Here is a 21,565-nt window from a genome sequence, read left to right on the forward strand (position 1 = left end):
ATACCTTGGCCGCCACAGCGGCCGAAGGCGTACTATTGGCCGCGAGTCTAGAACCGGCGGGGCGGTTGTCCTATGCCGGAACTGTTCAACGGTGCTGGTGTTTTTTGCCATTCGGGTGATGGGGAGCGAAGCGTTCAGATGCGGGAAAAGGATTCGGTGGCCGCCTACTTTGTGCAGGCGATGATCCATGGGCTGGGGGACAATCCGCAGCGGCGGCGGGCTGCGCTGGAACAGGCAGGTATCGACCCGGCGTTGATCGAACAGCCTGTGTCGCGGGTGCCGGCCAGTGCGTTTGCTGCACTCTGGTTGATCCAGATCCGCGAGTTCGATGACGAGTTCTTCCGGCTCGACTCCCACGGCATGCCGCCGGGCAGCTTCGCCCTGATTTGCCGGGCCCTGATTCAGGAACCCGACCTGCACAAAGCCATGCGCCAGTGCCTGAACAACTTTGCCCTGTTCCTTCGCGATTTTCGCGGCACGCTGACGGTGCGCGGCAAACGTGCAGTCATCAGCCTGGATAGCTGCGCGAAAAACGATGATGTTGCGCGTTTTGGCGAAGAGACTTTTCTGGTGCTGATGATCAGCCTGATGTGCTGGCTGGGTGGTCGGCGCATCCCCATCGACCGCGCGGACTTCCGCCATAAGCGCGTGTCCCTCAGCGATGACCGTTTGCTCTGGGGGCCGAACCTGACCTTCGGCGCCGAGCGCACCGAAATCGAATTCGCCAGCCACTACCTGCGCTTGCCGGTGGTCCAGGACCTGGCTTCGCTGAAAGTGTTTCTGCGCACCGCGCCGCAATGGCTGGTGATTCGCTTCCGCAACCAGCATGGGCTCGCGTCGCAAGTCCACCAGCGTTTGCGCAACAGCCACTACAGCCAATGGCCGACCTTGCAGGCCTTTGCTTTGGAACAACATCTGAGCCCCAGCACCTTTCGCCGCAAGCTGGAGCGGGAAGGGTGTTCGTATCAGGAAATCAAGGACGAGGTGCGGCGCGGGGTTGCGTTTGAGCAATTGCGGCAGAGCAAGGCCAGCATCGGTGACATTGCCGAACAGTTGGGGTTTCAGGAGCCGAGTGCGTTTCACCGGGCGTTCAAGAAGTGGACGGGGGAGAGTCCAGGGCGGTATCGAGCACGGTTTTTGGAGCACGTGACGTCGGATCTGGATTGAGTTTTTGTCCAGTTTTTCCTTGTTGAATGTAGGAGGATTTTTCGCTTGTAGTCCCGCCTGTAGTCCCGAAATCTCTTGTGACTACCGCACTTCAGCAGTGGATGACACAGGCTGTAGATGTGCTGTATTTATTTGCTCCGGGTCGAATTTTTCAATGGATTGGAAAGGGCAATGGACAGCTTGATCAAGGACGTGATCCCGCTACTGCAGTATCTGCTTCCGGGGTTTTTAGCGGCGTGGATTTTTTACTCGCTCACGGCGTTCAAGCGCCCGGACACTTTTGGACAGATTGTCCAGGCACTGATTTTTACGCTTGTGATTCAGTCGCTGGTGGTCGGTTTGGAAGGACTGTTGCTACTGGCGGGAGAACGGTTTTTTTCGATCGGCGTGTGGGACAGGAAATCGGAGGCGTTATGGTCGGCAGTGATTGCGCTGGTGATGGGGTTTCTTTCCTGTCATATCGCTCATGGCGACAGGCTTCATGCGTTACTCAGGAAACTGAAGATAACGGCTAAAAAATCGTTCCCTTGCGAGTGGTACAGTGCTTTTTCATCGAGACCGGGTTTCGTGATATTGCATTTGATCGGAGGGAAACGTCTGTTTGGCTGGCCAAGCGAATGGCCATCGGAGCCTGCTAACGGACAATTCGTTCTGGAGTTCCCTCGCTGGATCGATAGCGACGGCAATCTGTTACCTGGTAGGGCAAAGGCCCTGGTTATTGATGTATCAAAAGTGAGTTGTGTCGAATTCGCAAAACAATAGGGTGATCAAATGTCATGCAAAGCGCCGACTGAAATGCCGCCTGAGCTGAGGCGGATGATGGAAGAGTGGGAAAATGGTGGTCCTCTTCCCCCCGGGCTGGTGTTCCCCATCGGGCCTTCACCTTTACGAAAAGAAATGACGAAACCGCGCAAGCGCAACCGATAAACATGCCAGCGGCCCTTTCCCGCGTCACCTCATTGCTCGATCAGGCCAGACGCGCCTTGCTCCTGGTCTGGGCTACTTCTCGCGGGTTGTTTCTGGGCCTGGTGCTGGCGACCCTGATCGCAGGCGTACTCCCGGCATTGGCTGCCTGGCTGGGCCAACGCATTGTCGACGCGGTGGTTTTCGCCATGCAACTGCACGCGCAGCAGGGCAGTGCGCCGTTGTGGCCGGTGGTGCGTTACGTGCTGTTTGAGGCCGGTGTGCTCGCGTTGCTGTCCGGGACCCAGCGGGCGCTGTCGGTTCAGCAATCGCTGTTGCGAGTGCAGTTGGGGCAGAAGGTCAACACAATGATTCTGGAGAAAGCCCAGACGTTGTCGCTGGTCCAGTTCGAGAATTCCGAGTTCTACGACAAGCTGGTGCGGGTCCGGCGCGAAGCGTCCACCCGGCCGTTGGCGCTGGTGATGAAGTCGTTGGGGTTGATCCAGAACCTGATCGTGCTGATCAGTTTTGGCGTGTTGCTGGTGCATTTTTCGCCGTGGGCGCTGGTGTTGTTAGTGGTGGGTGCGTTGCCGGTATTTTTTGCCGAAGCACATTTTTCCGGGGACGCCTTCAGGCTGTTTACCCGTCGTGCGCCGGAGAGTCGGCAACAGAACTACATCGAGACGCTGCTCTCCCACGAGGGCTACATCAAAGAGGTCAAACTGTTCGGCTTCGCGCCACTGCTGTTGAAGCGTTATCGCGATACGTTCGCGCGTCTTTACGCTGAGGACCGTCGGCTGACCCTGCGCCGCGATGGCTGGGGTTTTGTCCTGGGGTTGCTGGGCACGGGAGCGTTTTATCTGGCCTACGCGTGGGTGGTGGTCGACACCGTCCACGGCAGCATCACCCTTGGCCAGATGACCATGTACCTGGTGCTGTTCAAGCAGGGGCAGACTGCAGTGAGCAGCAGTTTGAGCGCCATCAGTGGTCTTTACGAAGACGGGCTGTATCTGTCCAGCCTCTATGAATACCTGGCTGAACCCGTGGTGGCCGACTCCGGCAGCCTGACCGTAGGCGCGCTGCCCGGCGATGGTCTGCGGTTCGAAAACGTCGGGTTCAGCTATCCGGGCGCGAGCCGCGCGGCGCTGGAGGGCATCGATCTGCACCTCGTGCCGGGGCACAGTGTGGCGCTGGTAGGGGAGAACGGTTCGGGCAAGACCACGCTGATCAAGCTGCTGACCCGTCTGTACCGTCCCGACCAGGGGCGCATCCTGCTGGACGGCAGTGACTTGCAGGCATGGGACGAAGATGCGCTGCGCCGGCGTATCGGCGTGATTTTCCAGGACTATATTCGCTACCAGTTCTCCGTAGGCGAGAACATCGGTGTCGGTGACACCCTGGCGTTCAACGATGAGCAGCGCTGGCAAGCCGCTGCCGCCGAGGGCATGGCCGCGCCTTTCATTGAGCGTCTGGATCGTGGCTATGCGACGCAATTGGGCCGCTGGTTTGCCGGCGGCCAGGAACTGTCCGGCGGGCAATGGCAGAAGATTGCCTTGTCCCGTGCCTACATGCGCCGTGACGCCGATATCCTGATTCTGGATGAGCCGACCTCAGCCCTCGACCCAGCGGCGGAAGCGGCGGTGTTCGAGCATTTCAGCGAGCACACCGAAGGCCGCATGACGCTGTTGATTTCCCATCGTTTTTCCAGCGTGCGTAATGCCGACCACATCATCGTGCTGGATCAGGGTGCGATCCTTGAACGCGGCGATCACGCCAGTCTGGTGGCCGCCGGAGGGCGTTACGCGCAATTGTTCAACTTGCAGGCGCGAGGTTATCGCTAAACGTCAGGAGTCCTGAGAACCGCGAGCCAGTGCCGGCCCGGCCATCTGCGGCGGTTTTGCTTTCATCAGGCCTTCAAGTGCCTGGCGATACTGGGTGCCGCCCAAACTCATGCTGTTGTTGTGCGTGCCGCCCGGCACCAACAACAGGCGCTTGGGCTCGCTGGCGGCGTTGAACAACTGCTGGCTGAAGCGCGAAGGCATGAATGCATCGGCCAGGCCATGCACGACCAGCAGCGGCATGTCGATGTCGACGATCTTGTCGATGGAATCGAATTTCTGCGACAGCAGCCAGCGCACTGGCAGCCATTTCACCGGCAGGTTACTTTCGGCCACTTGGGCCACGGCATCGCCCAGTGACGTGAACGTGGACTCGATCACCAGACCGCGCACCGGGACGGCGACATGGTTCTTTTTCGCCTGTGCGGCCAGGTCTGACGCGAGGTCGATGGCTACCGCACCGCCGAGGGAATGGCCGTAGATCAGGCGTTTGCTGGCGTCCGGTTGCATCGTTGTGAAGCGTTCCCAGGCGGCTCGTGCGTCTTCATACACACTGGCTTCCGACGGCAGATCGCCTTTGCTCTGACCAAATCCGCGGTAGTCGATCGCCAGGACGGAATAGCCCATGGCGCGCAATTGTTCGATGCGAAACGCCTGGCCGGTGAGGTTCCAGCGCACACCGTGCAAGTAGAGGATCGAAGGCGCATCACGACGAGCCGCCGGCCACCACCAGGCATGCAGGTTTTGCCCATCCTTGAAACTGGCGGGCTGGATGTCGAATTCTTGAACGTCCTTCGGCAAACCGCGATACCAGCCCGCCGTGCCCGGTTCGATACGAAACAGCAGCTCGCGCTCGGTGTGCTCAAGTACGCCGCAACTCACCGGCAGACCGACAATCAGCGCGGCCATGCACAGCAAGGGCAGCCAGCGTCGGCGCAGACGTGTGAGCGGGGAGGAGGGCATCGGATGGTCCGTCGGTAAAAAACTGAAGTCCGGTTTTTAACAGAAGCGTGTCGGCGAGGGGAACATTTTCGACAGCCGTTCACCAACCCTCCTTGTAGGAGCAAGCTTGCTCGCGATGACGGTGGCACATGAAGCAATGCTGTCGACTGACACACCGCTATCGCGAGCAAGCTTGCTCCTACAGGGGGGCGCGACAATTGCGGATCAATCCACCCGCAACACAATCTTGCCAATGTGCTCGCCACCTTCCATCCGCGCATGCGCCTGTGCCGCCTCGGCCAACGAATAAACCTTGTCGATCATCGGCAGGCAACGCCCGGCAGCGAGCACCGGCCACACGTATTCGCGCAACTGCTCGGCAATCGAGGCTTTTTCTTCTACGGTGCGTGGGCGCAGCAACGAGCCCGTCACGATGGCGCGTTTGCTCATGATCGCTAACAGGTCGACGTCCTTGGCGTGGGCGCCGCCGAGAAAGCCCAGCATCACCAGTCGACCTTCCATGCCCAGCGCCGCGATGTTCGAATTCAGGTACGAGCCGCCCATGATATCGAGGATGACATTGACGCCCTTGCCGGCGGTTTTTTCCTGGATGACCTGGGCAAAATCCTGATCGCGATAGTTGATCGCTTCGGCGCCCAACGTACGGATCGCCGCGCACTTTTCCTCACTGCCCGCCGTGGCGAAGGCCTTGACGCCGAATTCGCGACACAGCATCAAGGCGGTCGTGCCGATGCCGCTGGTGCCGCCATGGATCAATGCGCGCTGACCTTTGGCAGCGCCGCCCATGTCAAACAGGTTGGCCCACACGGTGAAGAAGGTTTCCGGGACCGCCGCCGCGTGCACCCAATCCATGCCTTGAGGAATCGGCAGCGTCTGGCCGGCCGGCGCGACGCAGTATTGTGCGTAACCGCCGCCGTTGGTCAGCGCGCAGACGTTGTCGCCGACGATAAATTCGCTGACACCTTTACCGACCGCCACCACTTCACCGGCCACTTCCAGGCCCGGAATCGGGCTCATGCCGGGTTTCATCGGGTACTTGCCGGCACGTTGAATCACGTCGGGGCGATTGACCCCGGCAGCGTGCACGCGAATCAGCACTTCGCCCGGCCCCGGGGTTGGTACTGACGCCTCGCGCGGCTTCAACACCTCCGGGCCGCCGGGTTCGGTGATTTCGATCAGGGTCATGGTGTGGGGCAGATTCATGTGAGTGTCCTGTCTGGAAATGTTCAGTAAGTGGGGCCACATCAAGCCGTCGGTGACTCAGCTCAATACAGGTTGCAGCCGGCCGCGACGATTCAGCAAGCGCATGCCCTGTTCCAGCAGCAGGGCTATGACAATGGCGCCCGCTGCAAGGATGAACAACAGCGCATGATGCCCGCCGCTGGCGTTGAACAACGCCGAATACGCAAACCCGGCAATCGCCTGGAACGTGGCGAACGACACGGTGGCGCGACTCCAGGCAATCTGCTGTTGATGATGGTTCGGGATCAGTTCGTGAACCCGGGCCAATGCCAGCGGCACGATACCCGGCGGGAACGAGCCGAGGATCACCGCCAGCAAGGCCAGCGCAGTGAAAGTACTTGAAATCGACAGTAAACCGACCGCAACTGCCTGCACCACCAGCACCAGGCGAATGCTCAGCCGTGCGCCCAGTTTGTCAGCCAGAAAACCGTAACTCACCGGCCCGATAATCGCGCCGAGGCCGTACATCACCCAGATAAGAGCGCCAATGTGCGCGCCAGCCCCGAGCCCGCGGGCAACGTAATCCACCAGGAACACCATGGCGGGCACGAGCCCGGCAGCCATGAACGCGTATTGGGCGAACAGCAGGTAAACGTTCGGGTCAGTCGGCATCGTCGAGGGTTCAGCGGACGGTGCCGCGGTGGCCGCATGCGTGGCTGACGGCCAACCGAACCAACTGGCGACGGTCAGCACCAATGCCAGCGCGCCGAGACCGAACCAGGTGTTCTGCAAACCCAGGCTCAACAGCGGCGGCACAATCGTCCCGGAGCCGGCGATACCCAAACCGATGCCCAGGAAAATCGCACCACTGGCCAGCCCTCGGCGGGACGCCGGCACATGCGGCAGCACGGTCGCGGCCACCAACACCATGATCGCGCCGCCAGCGACGCCCGACAGCAAGCGCCAGCCGAAGAACCAGCTCACCGACAACGGAAAGCCACACGCGAAAAACGACAGCGTCACCGCCAGCATCATCAGGCGCAGGGCGCTTTTGTTGGAGGTCCGACGGGCCAGCGGATGGCCGATCAGCGCGCCAATCAGGTAACCCACCAGATTGGCGGCGCCTAGGTACACCACGTCGCTGGCAGAAAACCAGTGCGCCTGGATCAATGAGGGAATCAACGGCGTGTAGGCGAACCGCGCCAGGCCGATGCTGACCAGGCTGGCGCAGAGGCCGGCGAAAATCGGCAGCCAGATGGCGCTGCGCGGGGTGGTTGATGTGCTGGGCATGGGAGCCGTCCTCCAGGTTTATCTATGGTGCCCAGCTTATCCAGATTCATTGATGCAATAACGCAGCGATTTTGCGTTATGGTGATGCGTATATGCAGCAGTGGAGAAACCTATGAATTGGGATGACGCCAGGGTGTTTTTGGCCGTATGCCGGGAATCGACGTTACGTGGCGCGGCGCGGGTGCTGGGGGTCGATCAGGCCACCGTCGGGAGGCGGATCACGGCACTGGAGAAGTCCTTGAGTGCAACGCTGTTTCTGCGCACTTCGGAGGGATACGCGCTGACAGCCGTCGGTGAAGCCGCGTTGAAAGCCGTGGAGAAAATGGAGCACTCCGCACTGGAGATGCAGCGCCAGATTCAAGGGCTCGACGACCGGCTGACCGGTATCGTTCGGGTCAGCACCACGGACTCCATGGCCATCGACTTCCTGATCCCGGCGATTGCCCGCTTGCACGCACAGCACCCCGACGTGCGCGTGCAACTGGATGCCTCGACGCAGATTTTGAGCCTGTCGAAACGCGAAGCCGACATCGCCGTGCGCAACACCCGGCCAGACAACCCGGACCTGATCGCCCGGCGCATCGCGCGTTGGCCGGTGGGCCTGTTTGCCTCCCGGGACTATGTGGACACCCACGGTGTGCCGGCACCGGGTTCGGCGTTCGAGGGGCATGATCTGGTGGTGTATCAGCCGTATTTGCAGAACAACAAAGACATCACGCTGGTCTCGGAACCGTTGGGGCGCGGGCGCATCGTTTCGAGCCTGAGTTCCAGTCTGCTGGTGCGCCGCGCGATTGCGGCGGGGATCGGGCTCGGGGAAATTCCGGTGTACATGGGGGAGCGCGACGGGCTGGTCAGGCTATGGCCGGAACGCACACGGCCGGTGCCGTATGACATATGGCTGGTGACGCACGCGGACTTGCGGCATACCGCGAGGGTGCGGGTGGTGATCGATGAGATTGTGGCGGGGTTTGCGGGGACAGGGGAGTGACGGCTGAAAGATCGCCACCTCGCTGCGCTCGACAGCTCCTACAGGGATTTGCGTGTACCTGTAGGAGCTGTCGAGCGCAGCGAGGTGGCGATTACTTCACACCGGATTACGGCATTTCAGGCAATTCCTGAGGACGCAGGTCGAACACCAGCACTTCGGCATCCACGCCGTTGCTCAGGGTCAGCAACTGTTCATCGCGAACCCGCACGCCATCGCCTTCCTGCAATTGCAGGCCGTTGAGTTCGACACTGCCGCGCGCCACATGCACATAGGCATAACGATTGGCGGCCAGTTCCAGCGTGGCGCTTTCCTTGCCGTCGATCAGGCCGGCATACACCCGTGCATCCTGGCGCACCTTCAGCGAGCCGTTTTTCCCCTCGGGGGAGATGATCAGTTGCAGACGCCCGCGTTTCTTCTGTGTATTGAAATGCTCTTGCTGATAGCGCGGTTTGGCGCCGCTGACGTCCGGCACGATCCAGATTTGCAGGAAGTGCACACCACGGGTCGCCGAGTGGTTGTACTCGCTGTGTGCCACGCCGCTGCCGGCACTCATCAGTTGCACGTCACCGGGGCGGATCACCGAACCGGTGCCCAGGGTGTCCTTGTGTTCCAGGGCGCCTTCAAGCACGTAGGAGAAAATTTCCATGTCTCGGTGTGGGTGCTGGCCAAAGCCTTTGCCGGCCGCGACGCGGTCATCGTTGATCACCAGCAGGTCGGAAAAACCCTGCTCTTTCGGGTTGCGGTAGTTGGCGAAGGAAAAGGTATGGAACGACTTCAACCAACCATGATTGGCCAAGCCGCGATCGGAAGCTTTGCGAAGGGTCAGCATGATGAAATCTCCTGTGGGGACGTTGATTCGTCCGAGTGAGGAGAAGGTTAATGTTTATCCTGTAGTGCAATAAGTAGATGAAAATTGAAATACTGTCCCGTTTTAGTTGACAATAATAAGCAGACTGATCCCCCCGCACTTGGCCATAATGCACAGCACAGTCTTCATGCCATGCACGTAACCTTGTAGGAGCCGGCTTGCCGGCGATAGCGGTGTGTCAGTCGCCAACAACATCGGCTGATGTACCGCCATCGCCGGCAAGCCGGCTCCTACAGGGTTACGTGTACGGCCAGTATTCTTTTTTTGATTTCAGTGATTTTGAACCCATGAAAACCGTGGCAATGGTGCTGTTCCCTGATTTTCTCCTGCTCGACATGGCCGGGCCCATGGAGGTGTTTTCCATCGCCAATCGTTATCTGGAACCGGCCGAGCGTTACGCGTTGTCGACCATCGGCACCGAGCACGGCGCGTTGCGTGCCTCCAACGGTGTCAACGTGCAGGCCGATGTGCATATCGATCAGGCGGATCAGGCGTATGACCTGTTGCTGGTGCCGGGCGGCCCCGGGGCCTACAACGAAAAACACCCGCCGTTGCTCGGCTGGCTCAAAGGTGCGGTTAAGCGGGCCGGACGTTATGGCTCGATCTGCACCGGCGCATTCGTGCTCGGGAATGCCGGCCTGATTGATGGCTACCGTGTCACCACCCACTGGCATTACACCGAACGGCTGATCAAGGGGTTCCCGAAGGCGACGGTGGAGACCGATCAGATCTTTGTTCAGGACCGCAACCTGATCACCTCCGGGGGCGTCACTGCCGGCATTGACCTGGCACTCGCCGTGGTTGCCGAAGACCATGGCAAGAAAGTCGCTCAGGACGTGGCCAAGGTGTTGCTGGTGGTGATGAAACGTCAGGGCGGACAGGCGCAATTCAGTCCGTTGATGGCGACGGTGGCCCCTCACGAAACGCCGGTGACGCGCGTGCAGAATTATGTGCTCGACCACCTCGACGAAGCCTTCAGCATCGAGCGCATGGCCGGCCTGGCCACCATGAGTCCACGTCATTTCGCCAGGGTGTTCGCCCGGGAAGTGAACATGACGCCGATGGAATTTCTCCAGAGCGCACGTATCGACTGTGCGAGAAATTTGTTGGAAACCAGTGACTTGCCGCTCAAGACCGTGGCTTTCAAAAGTGGTTTCGGCAGTGTGCGGCACATGCGGTTTCTGTTCAGTGAAAAACTCGGGTTGACCCCGTCCCAGTACCGCGAACAGTTCAGCTAGTGCCTTTTTGTCCGTTCTGCGCACCGTGATGGCTGTAACGCTCCCACCGTGGTCGTTGTTCCGTCACCGAGGCCTGCGAAGATACCCGTGAACTCTTTGTAATGGAGGCGCGATCCTGGCGCGCAATGGAAATGACAATCCGTTGAGCCGCTCAGGGTTTGCGCACGTGGACCTGCATGAACAGCGTCAGTGATTTGAACAACGAAGCGGTGCTGCGATTCGGCCCTTATGCGTTTCACCTGCGGCAACGGCTGATCCTCGACGGGGACCGGCCGCTGCGCATGGGCGGGCGGGCCCTGGATATCTTGCAGGTGCTGGTCCAGCGCGCGGGCAACGTGGTCAGCAAGGACGAGCTCATCGCACTCGTCTGGCCGACTTCGGTGGTCGAGGAGATCAACCTGCGCGTGCACATCGCCGCGCTGCGTCGCGCACTGGGCGACGGGCAGGACGGGCAGCGCTACATCGTCAACATTCCCCAGCGCGGTTATAGCTTTATCGCGTCCGTGCAGCGGGTGCCGGCGAGTACGCTGGCCTCGATCGAAACGGTTCAGAAACCTCAACACAATCTGCCCGCGCGCCTGTCGCCGGTGATCGGGCGCGATTCGCTGGTCGGCAGTCTGGTCCGCCAGTTACCGGTTCGGCGCCTCATGACCCTGACCGGTCCCGGCGGCATCGGCAAGACCACCGTGGCGTTGCGGGTGGCCGAACTGCTCTTGCAGCATTATCAGGATGGGGTCTGGCTGGTGGATCTGGCGGTGATCGATGACCCTGCGCAGGTGGTCGATCATCTGACCCGGGCGCTTGAGCTGGGCGTCGGAACCACCCTGGAGACATGGGCGCAACGTCATGCGTTATTGGTGCTCGACAATTGCGAGCACCTGCTCGAACGCTGCCGGACACTGGTCGAGGACCTGCTGATGGCGGCGCCACGCCTGTCGATCCTGGTAACCAGTCGCGAGCCGCTCCAGGCGCAGGGGGAAACGGTCCAGCGTTTGCCGCCACTGGCGGTGCCTCCGGCTTCGGCGTTGCACAGTGTGGCCGAAGCGATGGGCTATTCGGCGGTGCAACTGTTCGTCAGCCGTGCCCGTGCTCGTCAGCAAGGCTTTGTGCTGCGCGAACAAGACCTCAAGGTCGTGCGCGAAATCTGTCGCCGGCTCGATGGTCTGCCCCTGGCCATCGAACTGGCGGCGGCGCAGATTGATGCGTTGGCGCTGGTGGGCCTGCAAGCTCAACTGGACAATTGTTTTCAGCTGCTGACCCAGGGCCGGCGCACCGCCGTGCCCCGGCATCAAACCTTGAAAGCGGCGCTGGACTGGAGCTATGAGCAACTGAGCCCGCTGGAGCAAACCGTGTTGCAGCGCCTGTCGGTGTTCAAGATGGCCTTTACGCTGGATGCCGCCATTGGCGTGATCAGTTGCGCGGCATTGCTGCCTGCCCGCTTGATTGAAGGGGTGGAAAGTCTGGCGCTCAAATCGTTGCTATCGCTGGAGCAGGGCGGCGGACTGGCCCGCTACCGTTTCCTCAACACCACCCGCACCTACGCCCTGGAGAAACTCGAGGGCAGTGGTGAATTGCGTACCGTTGAAATGCGTTACGCCCGCTACATCAGCCGGGCGCGGTGGGTATCAAGCGGGCACGTGGCGCTGCAACTCGTCGAGTAACCGGCGGACTTTCGTCAGGTCCGGTGTGGCAAAACCTTCGGTGAACCGGTTGTAGATCGGTGCCAGCAGCGTATGGGCTTGCCGGTGCCGGCCCTGACGCTGCCAAAGCTGTGCCAGCGAGGTAGCGCTGCGCAGTTCCCAGGCCAGGGCGCCCTGATGGTTGGCGACGTTCAAGGCCCTGATCAGCAAGGCCTCGGCCGCGTCGGTGTTCAACGGGCACTCTTGCGCCAGAAGCGCCTCAGCCCTGGCTCGCAGGATCTCCGCCGTGTTCCAGCCCGCGATGCCGGTATCTGCCCGTTGTGACAAGTCGTCATCGACGAAACCGGTGTCCAGCGTCACCATGATGTCCTTGATCAACCCCTCGCCCGGCAGAAGGGAGGAGCGCAGCTCGGTGTGGTCGATCACCTGTGCGTAGTGCATGGCCCAGGTGTAGAACAGCAGCACCGAGTGCTTTTGCGCCTGTTCCAGCAGCAGTCGCAAGAGTTCGCGCGCGGTGCGGGTGTCGCCGTTGTAGTGGGCGATCAGGCAACCGGCCAGCGCCAGGGTGTAGCAGATGGACGTGCCGTGGTTGATCTGCATCGCGATGTCCAGCGCTTGCCGGGCGGTGCGCCACGCCTGTTCCGGCCGGCCTTGCAGCCAGAGGATGCGTGCCAGAATGGTCAGGGCGGCGACGCTCTGGTCGTACTGCACGCCAAAACCGTGGGTGAAGCGGTTGAGGTGGCCGCTCTGTGCCATGCGCTGCAGCACCTCTTCGGCATTCACCCGCGCCTGTTCCTGATTCCCGGCAAAGTGCAGCGCCAGCACCCGCAAACGGTGGGTGCTGAGGGACAACACTTCATCGCCGTGCAGCCCCAACCGGTCGAACTGCTGGCTCTGCTCCAGGGCCATTTGATAGTTGGCACAGCAGAGGTTGACCGCCATGTGCCCGGACACCGCACGCAACTGACCGGCCACGTCGTTGCAGTGCCTGGCCAGCGTTCTGGCGCTGACGAAGGCCTCGACGGTTTCCGCCGTGCCACCATGGGTGTGGTAGCAGGCGCTGCCGAGGGCCAGCTTGAGGGCCATTTTCAGCCGAGGGCAGGGCTCGGGCGCGGCATCCAGCAGGGCCAGCGCCTTGCGCACATACACGCCGTGCTCCTTGAGCAGCGACATTTCCTGCCAGAGCGGCGTCGATGTCGCGGCCAGGCGGATCGCCAACGTCTGCGGCCCTTGTGCGTCCAAGCCCCAATCGAGGGCTGCGCGAATATCTTCCAGACTGCGTGCATAACGCTCGATCCACGTCGCCGTCGCGATCAGCTCCCAGTCCTGCTGGGCCTGATGCATCAAGGCCAGGCAACGCTCGGCGTGGCGTTCGCGGGTGCCCGGCAGGTCTGCGGCCTGGTCGAGTTTTTCCAGGGCGTAGCTGCGCGTGGTGTCGAGCAGGCGGTAGAACACTTCTTCGTCGCCGACCTCGACGTTCAGCAGCGACTTGGCCACCAGTTGTGTGATCGAGCCAAACACCTCACAGGGTTCGATATGTTCGCCGACGATCACTGCTGCTGCCGACTCCAGGGTGAAGCCGCCTCTGAACACGCTCAGTCGGCGCAGGCAGGTTTGTTCGCAGGCACTCAGCAGTTCGAAACTCCAGTCCAACGTGGCGCGCAAGGTTTGATGGCGACCCAAGGTGGTCTGGCAGCCTTGGGTGAGCAGGCGAAAACTGCCTTGCAGTTGCGTGAGCAAGCCGCCCACGCCGAGGCCGCCGACTTGCGCCGCCGCCAGTTCAATCGCCAGGGGAATACCGTCCAGGCGCCGGCAGATTTCAATCGCCAGCGGCAGCTCGTCATCGCGCAGTTCGAAACTGTCGTGGCTGGCCATCGCCCGTTCGACAAACAACTGCAAGGCCGAAAAGCTCAGGGCCTGCGCGCGGTCGAGCACGGCGATGGGCGGCGGGCAGTCCAGTGACTCAAGACGCTGAACGAACTCGCCTTCGGCCCGCAGGCTCTCGCGGCTGGTGGTCAGGATGTGCACGTCGGGCGCGGCGCGCAGGATGCTTTCGCTCAACACGGCGATGGCGTCGAGCAGGTGTTCGCAGTTGTCGATCACCAGCAACATCTGCCGGTCGCGCAAAAATGCGGGGAGGCCGCTCATCGGGTCGGTGTCATGCAACGACAGTTCGAGCAGCGTCGCCAGATGCGCGCTGATCATCGAGGGGTCGTTGATCGGCGCCAGGTCCAGCAGACGAATGCCATCGCGGTAGCGCCCGATCAATTGCTCGGCAACGCGCAGGGCCACGGTGGTTTTGCCGATGCCGCCGGGACCGACCAGCGTAATGAAGCGCTGGCGTGACAACTGGACCACCAGGCTGTCGACGAGGGCCTGGCGACCGATCATGCGTGTACGCCGTACGGGCAGGTTGTGGCCGTTCGGTGCGGGGGCTTCATTCGCCGGATGTTGCTCGATGTGCTCCAAAGAGAACGGCGCGACAAAGCTGTAGCCGCGCTGGGCCACGGTGACGATGTATCGCTGGCCGTTCTGGCCGTCGCCGAGGGCTTTGCGCAACGCCGCCATGTGCACCCGCAGGTTGATGTCTTCGACAACGCTTTTGGGCCAGACCCCGGCGATCAGTTCCTGTTTGCTGACCACATTTCCGGCGTGTTCCAGAAGGATCAACAGAATATCCATGGCACGCCGACCCAGGCGCAGGGGCTGGTCGGCCTCCATCACCAGGCGTTGTCCGGGATAGATCCGGTAAGGGCCGAAATGGATGGCCTGTTCGGGGGAAAGGGTCAACGGGTCACTCCTGCTTGCAGCCGTCTGGTACGCGGTTACCGAGCATATTCGTCAGGTTTGTTCATTCGCGCAATGCGCTGGCCAACTGACTGCCGGGTGTTCACTTGGACTGCCGGTTTACGATCCTCCCTGTTCTTTGCGTTTTTACTGGGCGCGGCGCTTGTGTAGAAGGCGCCGGGGCTTTTGGCGCGCCAGGGAAAATTAACAACGTTTAACTCGTCCTACGTCCGGTCTACGCCCAAAACTCCAGCACCGCAACTGCTCAAACTGTAGGAGCCGGCTTGCTGGCGATTGCGGTATTTCAGCCGAAGTTGTCGGCGATGGGTACATCGCAATCGTCAGCAAGCCGGCTCCTACAGGGGGAGCCGTGTTGTGAAAAGGGATTTATTTGTCATGAGGACGCCGGAATGAGCAACGTGGTGGTGGTCTATCACAGTGGCTACGGGCACACACGGGTCATGGCCGAAGCCGTGGCCCAAGGTGTGGAGCGGCACCTGGGCAGTACCTGCCAGCTGATTTCGGTCGAGGACGTGGATCAGCACTGGGACCGTTTGCACAACGCCGACGCGATCATATTCGGTGCGCCGACCTACATGGGCAGCGCCTCGGCACGCTTCAAGGGGTTCATGGAAGCCACGGCGGCGTTCTACCTGACCCAACCCTGGCGCGACAAACTCGCGGCGGGCTTCACCAATTCCGGCAGCCTGTGTGGCGACAAACTCAACACCTTGCTGCAGATGGCGGTGTTCGCCGCGCAGCATTCGATGATCTGGGTCGGCCTCGACCTGCTGCCGGCACGCTCCGGCACCGGCGTGTTCGACGGGCAGCTCAATCGCCTCGGCAGTTCGCTGGGCGCCATGGCGCAGTCGAATGTCGAACAGTCCCCCGAATTCGCACCGCCCCCGGAAGATCGCTGCACCGCCGCGCACCTGGGTGAACGCGTGGCGCGGCTGGCTGAACGCCTGAGCCACTCACCGGTTTGAATCACCCCCAACCCTCCTGAGGAAACATCGCATGAGCACGTTCACCACCCGAGACGGCACCGAGATTTATTACAAGGATTGGGGCACCGGCCAGCCCATCGTCTTCAGCCACGGTTGGCCGCTGAACGCCGACAGCTGGGAATCGCAGATGATCTTCCTCGCCTCCAAAGGCTACCGGGTGATCGCCCACGACCGTCGCGGCCATGGCCGTTCCAGTCAGCCGTGGACCGGCAACGACATGGACACCTACGCCGATGACCTGGCGCAGTTGATCGAACGGCTAGACCTGAAAGACGCCGTGCTGTTCGGTTTCTCCACCGGCGGTGGTGAAGTGGCGCGCTACATCGGTCGCCACGGCACCGGGCGCGTGGCCAAGGCCGGGCTGATTTCAGCGGTGCCGCCCCTGATGCTCAAGACCGAAGCCAACCCCGGTGGCCTGCCGATCGAGGTGTTTGACGGTATTCGTCAGGCGTCCCTGGTCGACCGTTCGCAGCTGTACATCGACCTCGCCAGCGGTCCGTTCTTCGGCTTCAACAAACCGGACGCCAAACCGTCGCAAGGCATGATCGACTGGTTCTGGATGCAAGGCATGACCTCCGGTCACAAGAACGCTTATGACTGCATCAAAGCGTTCTCCGAAACCGACTTCACCGAAGACCTGAAGAAATTCGACATCCCCACGCTGGTGGTGCACGGCGACGCGGACCAGGTGGTGCCGATCGAGGCCGCCGGCATTGCTTCGGCAAAACTGGTCAAGGGGTCTACGCTGAAGGTCTACCCCGGCGCGCCCCATGGCCTGACTGATACCCACAAGGATCAGCTCAACGCTGATCTGCTGGCGTTCCTCAAGGGTTGATGTGCCCACGGCGCGGGCGTAGATCCGCGCCGTTCTCGCTCCTGATGAGCCGAATCCTTCGAGAACCTGACCATGAAAAAGCTGACCAACGCCACCGGGGCACCGGTGGCCGACAACTTCAATATCCAGACCGCCGGCCCCCGTGGACCGGCGCTCTTGCAAGACATCTGGTTGCTGGAAAAACTCGCCCACTTCGACCGCGAATTGATCCCGGAACGGCGCATGCACGCCAAGGGTGCGGGCGCCTACGGCACCTTCACCGTCACCCATGACATCACCCGTTATACAAAAGCCAGCATCTTCAGCTCGGTGGGCAAGCAAACGCCGCTGTTCGTGCGTTTTTCCTCGGTGGCCGGCGAACGCGGCGCGGCGGATGCCGAGCGTGATATCCGTGGCTTCGCGGTGAAGTTCTACACCGACGAAGGCAACTGGGACATTGTCGGCAACAACACACCGGTGTTTTTCTTCCGCGACCCGCTGCGTTTCTCCGACCTCAACCACGTGGTCAAACGCGACCCGCGCACCGGTCTGCGCAACGCCACCAGCAACTGGGACTTCTGGACCCTGCTGCCCGAGGCGCTGCACCAGGTGACCATCGTGATGAGCGATCGCGGGATTCCCACCAGCTTCCGTCACATGCACGGCTTCGGCAGTCACACCTTCAGCCTGATCGACCGCGACAACAAACGGGTATGGGTGAAGTTTCATTTTGTCTGCCAGCAAGGCATCGAAAACCTCTCGGACGCCGAGGCCGAAGCGGTGGTCGGCAAGGACCGCGAAAGCAATCTGCGCGACCTTTACGAAGTCATCGAGCAGGGCAACTTCCCGCGCTGGAAATTGTGCATTCAGGTGATGGAGGAAGAACAGGCGCTCAACTATCGGCACAACCCGTTCGACTTGACCAAGGTATGGCCGCACGCTGAATTCCCGCTGATTGAAGTGGGCGTCATGGAGCTCAATCGCAACGCCGAAAACCACTTTGCCGAAATCGAACAGGCAGCGTTTTCGCCGGCCAACGTGGTGCCGGGGGTGAGTTTTTCACCGGACCGCATGCTCCAGGCGCGGCTGTTTTCCTATGGTGATGCCCAGCGTTATCGCCTCGGCGTGAACTTCAACCACATCCCGGTCAACGCGCCGCGCTGCCCGGCGCACAGCTACCACCGCGACGGCGCCATGCGCACCGACGGCAACCTCGGCGGTACCGCCAGTTACTTCCCGAACAGTGTCGGTGAATGGCAGGACTCGCCGGAACTGGCCGAGCCGCCGCTGCCGCTGGAAGGCTTTGCCCAGCATTATGATCATCGGTTGGAAGAGGATCATTACGAGCAGCCGGGTAACCTGTTTCGACTGCTCGATCCGGCGCGCAAGCAGTTGCTGTTCGACAACACCGCACGTGCCATGAACGGCGTGCCGCAGGCGATCCGCCAGCGTCATATCGACAACTGCACCAAGGCCGATCCGGCGTACGGATTTGGCGTGGCCGAGGCGTTGGAGCGGTTGGTGTCGTTAGGGTAAAAGGCGGCAGGCTTGCCGGCGATGGCGCCCGTGAAATCGCCATCGCCGGCAAGCCGGGCTCCTACAGGTTTTGCGTAATCTCCAAATCCCGAACACCCCACAATCCCTTGTAGGAGCCGGCTTGCCGGCGATGGCGCCCACGAAATCGCCATCGCCGGCAAGCCGGACTCCTACAGGTTTTGCGTCATCCCCAAATCCCGAACACCCCACAATCCCTTGTAGGAGCCGGCTTGCCGGCGATGGCGTCCACGAAATCGCCATCGCCGGCAAGCCGGACTCCTACAGGTTTTGCGTCATCCCCAAATCCCGAACACCCCCACAATCCCTGTAGGAGCCGGCTTGCTGGCGATGGCGTCCGTAAAATCGCCATCGCCAGCAAGCCAGGCTCCTACAGGTTGACGCGTGGAAGCGCGCGCACGGCTCGGCAGCGCCAGGCGAATGGGTTGATGCCTTCGCTGCGGGTGAAGATGTGGCAGAAGTGCGCTTGATCGCAGAAGCCGCATTCGAGGCTGATTTGCGTGAGGCTCAGGTCGGTGTTCTGGATCAGTTGCTTGGCCCGGGCGATGCGTTGGTGGCGAATCCAGTCTTGCGGCGAGAGGCCGGTGCTGCACTTGAATGCGCGGGAGAAATGACTGCGCGAGAGGGCGCAGGCGCGTGCCAGTTCGGTCACTTCGACGGTTTCACCGAGGCGTTCGAGGATCAGTTGCTTGACCAGGCTTTCGCGCCACGGGGTCAGGCCGCCGGTGGTTTTCTTTCGCGTTTCAGTGGCAGTCGCGCGGGCGACGTTTTGCTGAGAATGAGCCATGACAAATGTCCGTTTCGGTGAGCTTCATTCTTGGTCGCGGGGCTCTGGCAGGCGAGTTAAACGTTGTTAATTTCGCCGATGCGCAGTGGTGGCCAACAGCGCTGACTCAGCACATGGCTGCAATTTTTGCGGTGCCGGGCGAGGCATGATCGACGTCTTGTGGCGGGCCTGTGCATGGCCGCTCTTCTGACTTGATCAAGGGTGACGGCATGAAACATTCTCTGGTTGGCGCGTTGGGCCTCGCGGTGGCGTTGGCGTCCGGAATCTCCTCGGCTCAGGCACCGGCACAGGTCGGCACCCAGGTGCCGGGCTACTTCCGCCTGGCGGTGGGCGACTTTGAGGTGACGGCGCTGTTCGACGGCTACAACGACCTGTCGCCCAAACTGCTAAAGGGCCTGACCCAAAGCCAGATCCGCGCACTGCTGGCCCGTCGCTCGATTGAAACGCCGGGGGTGCAGACTGCGTTCAACGCCTTCCTGATCAACACCGGCAAGCAATTGATCCTGGTGGATACCGGCGCCGGTCAATGCATCGGTGCGACGGCGGGCATGCTCTCGGACAACATGAAAGCCGCCGGTTACGAGCCTTCGCAGGTCGACACGATTCTGTTGACCCACCTGCACCTGGACCATGTGTGCGGATTGGTCGATGGCCAGCAGAAACCGGTTTTTGCCAACGCCACGGTCTACGCCGCGAAGGCCGAAGCCGATTACTGGCTTGATCCTCAGGCGCTGGCCAAAGCTCCCGAGGGCGCCAAGCCGTATTTCAAAATCGCCCAGGACTCCACCGCACCGTACGTCGCGGCGGGACGTTTCAAGACGTTCGACGCCGGTCAGTCGCCTGTGCCGGGAGTTGAGGCCACGCTGGAAGCCGGGCACACGCCGGGCAGCACGACGTACCGCTTCACCTCTCAAGGGCAGAGCATTTTGTTCATGGGCGATTTGGTGCATAACCTCGCGGTGCAGTTCTTGCACCCGGAAGTCTCGATCGGCTTTGACGTCAACAGTCAGCAAGCGATCAAAAGCCGCGCCAAGGTGTTCAGCGATGCAGCCGCCGGTAAAACCTGGGTGACGGCAGCGCATTTGCCGTTTCCGGGCATTGGCCATATCGCCGCAGAGGGTAAGCATTTTCAATGGGTGCCGGTCGAATACGGTCCTTATAAACGTGCGGCGAAAGTACCGCTGATCGAGTAAAGTCCGACGCATTCACAAGGGAGCCGTGCCAATGAACCGTAACGATCTGCGCCGCGTCGATATGAACCTGTTGGTGATTTTCGAGGCCTTGATGTTCGAGAGGAACCTGACCCGTGTCGCTGAAAAATTGTTCATGGGCCAACCGGCGGTGAGTGCGGCGCTGGGGCGGTTACGGGATCTGTTTGACGATCCGTTGCTGTTGCGTAATGGCCGCGGCATGGAGCCGACAACGCGGGCGCTGGCGATTCTCAAGGAATTGCAGCCAGCGATGGATGTGATTTCCGGGGCGGTCAGCCGGGCGAAGGAATTTGATCCGGCGAGCAGCTGCGATGTGTTCCGCATTGGTTTGTCGGACGACGCCGAATTCGGTTTGTTTCCGCCGTTGTTGCGGCAACTGCAGGAAGAGGCGCCGGGGATTGTTGTGGTGGTGCGGCGTGCGAACTATTTGCTGATGCCGGCTTTGCTGGCTTCGGGAGAGATCTCTGTGGGGGTGAGTTACACCACGGATTTGCCCGCGAATGCGAAGTGCAAGAAATTGCGCGACATCCCCTGCAAGGTGCTGCGTGGGGACAAGCGACCTGGGCTGCTGACGCTCGACGAATACTGCGAGCGACCCCATGCGATGGTGTCGTTTTCCGGTGATCTGAGCGGCAATATCGATCTGGATCTGGCCAAGGTTGGCCGCAGTCGTCGGGTGGTGTTGGGTGTTCCGCAGTTCAGTGGGTTGCGTGCGTTGCTTGCTGGCACGGAGATGATTGCGACGGTGCCGGATTATGCGGCGTGTGCGTTGGTTGAAGGGTGTGCGTTGCGGGCTGAGGATCCACCGTTTCCCATTGATGCTGCGCAGCTTTCGATGGCTTGGAGTGGGGTGCATGACAATGATCCGGCGGAGCGGTGGTTGCGGTCGCGGATCAGTGAGTTTATGTCCAGGCCTTTGCCTGTATCGGGTTGAACGTGGCGGCCTTTGGGCCGACCATTTTCTTTTGGGTGTGCATATCCATTGCTGCGGTAACGGCCGCCTATGGTTTCGCCCTTACGGCGACTCACTTTTGCAGACGCCCAAAAGTAAGCAAAACGCTTCGCCCCGGCGTCCGGCCCCTCGCTAAGGCTCGGTGTTCCCTCGCTCCGGTCCTGCTCCGTGGGCCCGCCGCCATCGGCCATCCCTGGCCGGGGGCGGCTAGCCCGGCATCCATGCCGGGCTGCCCACTGCGCAGAACCTGCGCTCGGCCTCTCGAGGGGGCGCTCAGATCAAAAGCTGAAGGCGAGCTAACGCTCGGCCTGATGAGTGGTGAAGGGCGGGTGCGTTGCTTTGCTCTTCGTAGGAGCGATGCTTGCTCGCGAAGGCG

The 21,565-nt window shown here is 61.2% G+C and carries 18 protein-coding genes; 12 read left to right on the forward strand and 6 right to left on the reverse strand.

Annotated features, from left to right (window positions below; genetic code table 11):
• Positions 1-138: 138 nt before the first annotated feature.
• From K5R88_RS01715 to K5R88_RS01725, 3 genes are all read left to right on the forward strand, one after another.
• Positions 139-1,167, forward strand: coding sequence for an AraC family transcriptional regulator (locus tag K5R88_RS01715; protein WP_192418293.1), 1,029 nt, complete (start codon positions 139-141; stop codon positions 1,165-1,167).
• Positions 1,168-1,338: 171 nt separating this feature from the next.
• The gene (locus tag K5R88_RS01720; protein ID WP_223436813.1) at positions 1,339-1,929 is read left to right on the forward strand and encodes a DUF6338 family protein; all 591 of its coding nucleotides are present in this window, start codon (positions 1,339-1,341) and stop codon (positions 1,927-1,929) included.
• A 167-nt stretch (positions 1,930-2,096) separates the two neighbouring features.
• The gene (locus K5R88_RS01725) at positions 2,097-3,911 is read left to right on the forward strand and encodes an ABC transporter ATP-binding protein (RefSeq protein WP_008041165.1); all 1,815 of its coding nucleotides are present in this window, start codon (positions 2,097-2,099) and stop codon (positions 3,909-3,911) included.
• 3 nt (positions 3,912-3,914) lie between these two features.
• Here K5R88_RS01725 and K5R88_RS01730 read toward each other — a convergent pair whose 3' ends face one another.
• From K5R88_RS01730 to K5R88_RS01740, 3 genes are all read right to left on the reverse strand, one after another.
• Entirely contained in the window at positions 3,915-4,871 is a 957-nt protein-coding gene (locus tag K5R88_RS01730; RefSeq protein ID WP_008041164.1) for an alpha/beta hydrolase, read from the reverse strand.
• A 204-nt stretch (positions 4,872-5,075) separates the two neighbouring features.
• Complete coding sequence (locus K5R88_RS01735) at positions 5,076-6,074, reverse strand: NAD(P)H-quinone oxidoreductase (protein ID WP_226299044.1); 999 nt, start codon at positions 6,072-6,074, stop codon at positions 5,076-5,078.
• 57 nt (positions 6,075-6,131) lie between these two features.
• Complete coding sequence (locus tag K5R88_RS01740; protein ID WP_226299045.1) at positions 6,132-7,343, reverse strand: YbfB/YjiJ family MFS transporter; 1,212 nt, start codon at positions 7,341-7,343, stop codon at positions 6,132-6,134.
• Between the two features lie 112 nt (positions 7,344-7,455).
• On the opposite strand from K5R88_RS01740, the gene K5R88_RS01745 reads away from it, so the two are divergent.
• Positions 7,456-8,331: a LysR family transcriptional regulator gene (locus tag K5R88_RS01745; protein WP_226299046.1), complete on the forward strand. Its 876-nt coding sequence runs from the start codon at positions 7,456-7,458 to the stop codon at positions 8,329-8,331.
• A 106-nt stretch (positions 8,332-8,437) separates the two neighbouring features.
• On the opposite strand, the gene K5R88_RS01750 is transcribed toward K5R88_RS01745, so the two are convergent.
• Positions 8,438-9,160, reverse strand: coding sequence for a pirin family protein (locus K5R88_RS01750; RefSeq protein ID WP_008032862.1), 723 nt, complete (start codon positions 9,158-9,160; stop codon positions 8,438-8,440).
• Positions 9,161-9,486: 326 nt separating this feature from the next.
• Here K5R88_RS01750 and K5R88_RS01755 point away from each other — a divergent pair, with 326 nt between their 5' ends.
• Both K5R88_RS01755 and K5R88_RS01760 read left to right on the forward strand, forming a co-directional pair.
• Complete coding sequence (locus K5R88_RS01755; protein ID WP_223481944.1) at positions 9,487-10,437, forward strand: GlxA family transcriptional regulator; 951 nt, start codon at positions 9,487-9,489, stop codon at positions 10,435-10,437.
• A gap of 176 nt (positions 10,438-10,613) precedes the next feature.
• Positions 10,614-12,098 (forward strand): ATP-binding protein, encoded by a 1,485-nt coding sequence (locus K5R88_RS01760; protein ID WP_223453046.1) that lies wholly within the window; start codon positions 10,614-10,616, stop codon positions 12,096-12,098.
• Here K5R88_RS01760 and K5R88_RS01765 read toward each other — a convergent pair.
• Positions 12,063-14,867 carry an ATP-binding protein gene (locus K5R88_RS01765; protein ID WP_226299047.1) on the reverse strand — a complete coding sequence of 935 codons (2,805 nt, stop codon included), beginning with the start codon at positions 14,865-14,867 and terminating at the stop codon, positions 12,063-12,065. The genes K5R88_RS01760 and K5R88_RS01765 overlap by 36 nt on opposite strands.
• A gap of 407 nt (positions 14,868-15,274) precedes the next feature.
• Here K5R88_RS01765 and K5R88_RS01770 point away from each other — a divergent pair, with 407 nt between their 5' ends.
• The 3 genes from K5R88_RS01770 (at position 15,275) to K5R88_RS01780 (ending at position 18,221) form a co-directional block, all read left to right on the forward strand.
• A complete protein-coding gene (locus K5R88_RS01770) occupies positions 15,275-15,850 on the forward strand; it encodes a flavodoxin family protein (RefSeq protein ID WP_223436808.1) in 576 nt (191 codons plus the stop codon).
• Positions 15,851-15,881: 31 nt separating this feature from the next.
• Complete coding sequence (locus tag K5R88_RS01775; RefSeq protein ID WP_008032867.1) at positions 15,882-16,706, forward strand: alpha/beta fold hydrolase; 825 nt, start codon at positions 15,882-15,884, stop codon at positions 16,704-16,706.
• Positions 16,707-16,778: 72 nt separating this feature from the next.
• Positions 16,779-18,221, forward strand: coding sequence for a catalase (locus K5R88_RS01780; protein WP_226299048.1), 1,443 nt, complete (start codon positions 16,779-16,781; stop codon positions 18,219-18,221).
• A gap of 388 nt (positions 18,222-18,609) precedes the next feature.
• Here the strand turns inward: K5R88_RS01780 and K5R88_RS01785 are convergent, their stop codons facing one another.
• A complete protein-coding gene (locus tag K5R88_RS01785; RefSeq protein WP_008041154.1) occupies positions 18,610-19,026 on the reverse strand; it encodes a helix-turn-helix domain-containing protein in 417 nt (138 codons plus the stop codon).
• A gap of 5 nt (positions 19,027-19,031) precedes the next feature.
• Here K5R88_RS01785 and K5R88_RS01790 point away from each other — a divergent pair, with 5 nt between their 5' ends.
• From K5R88_RS01790 to K5R88_RS01800, 3 genes are read left to right on the forward strand one after another with little or no spacing between them, the layout of a single operon-like run.
• Positions 19,032-19,175 (forward strand): hypothetical protein, encoded by a 144-nt coding sequence (locus K5R88_RS01790; RefSeq protein WP_223413804.1) that lies wholly within the window; start codon positions 19,032-19,034, stop codon positions 19,173-19,175.
• Between the two features lie 60 nt (positions 19,176-19,235).
• The gene (locus tag K5R88_RS01795; RefSeq protein WP_226299049.1) at positions 19,236-20,219 is read left to right on the forward strand and encodes an MBL fold metallo-hydrolase; all 984 of its coding nucleotides are present in this window, start codon (positions 19,236-19,238) and stop codon (positions 20,217-20,219) included.
• A gap of 31 nt (positions 20,220-20,250) precedes the next feature.
• On the forward strand, positions 20,251-21,171 hold the full coding sequence (locus K5R88_RS01800) for a LysR family transcriptional regulator (protein ID WP_008030224.1): 921 nt from the start codon (positions 20,251-20,253) through the stop codon (positions 21,169-21,171).
• Positions 21,172-21,565: the final 394 nt, after the last annotated feature.

Source organism: Pseudomonas sp. MM213, from assembly GCF_020423045.1.
Classification (GTDB): domain Bacteria; phylum Pseudomonadota; class Gammaproteobacteria; order Pseudomonadales; family Pseudomonadaceae; genus Aquipseudomonas; species Aquipseudomonas migulae.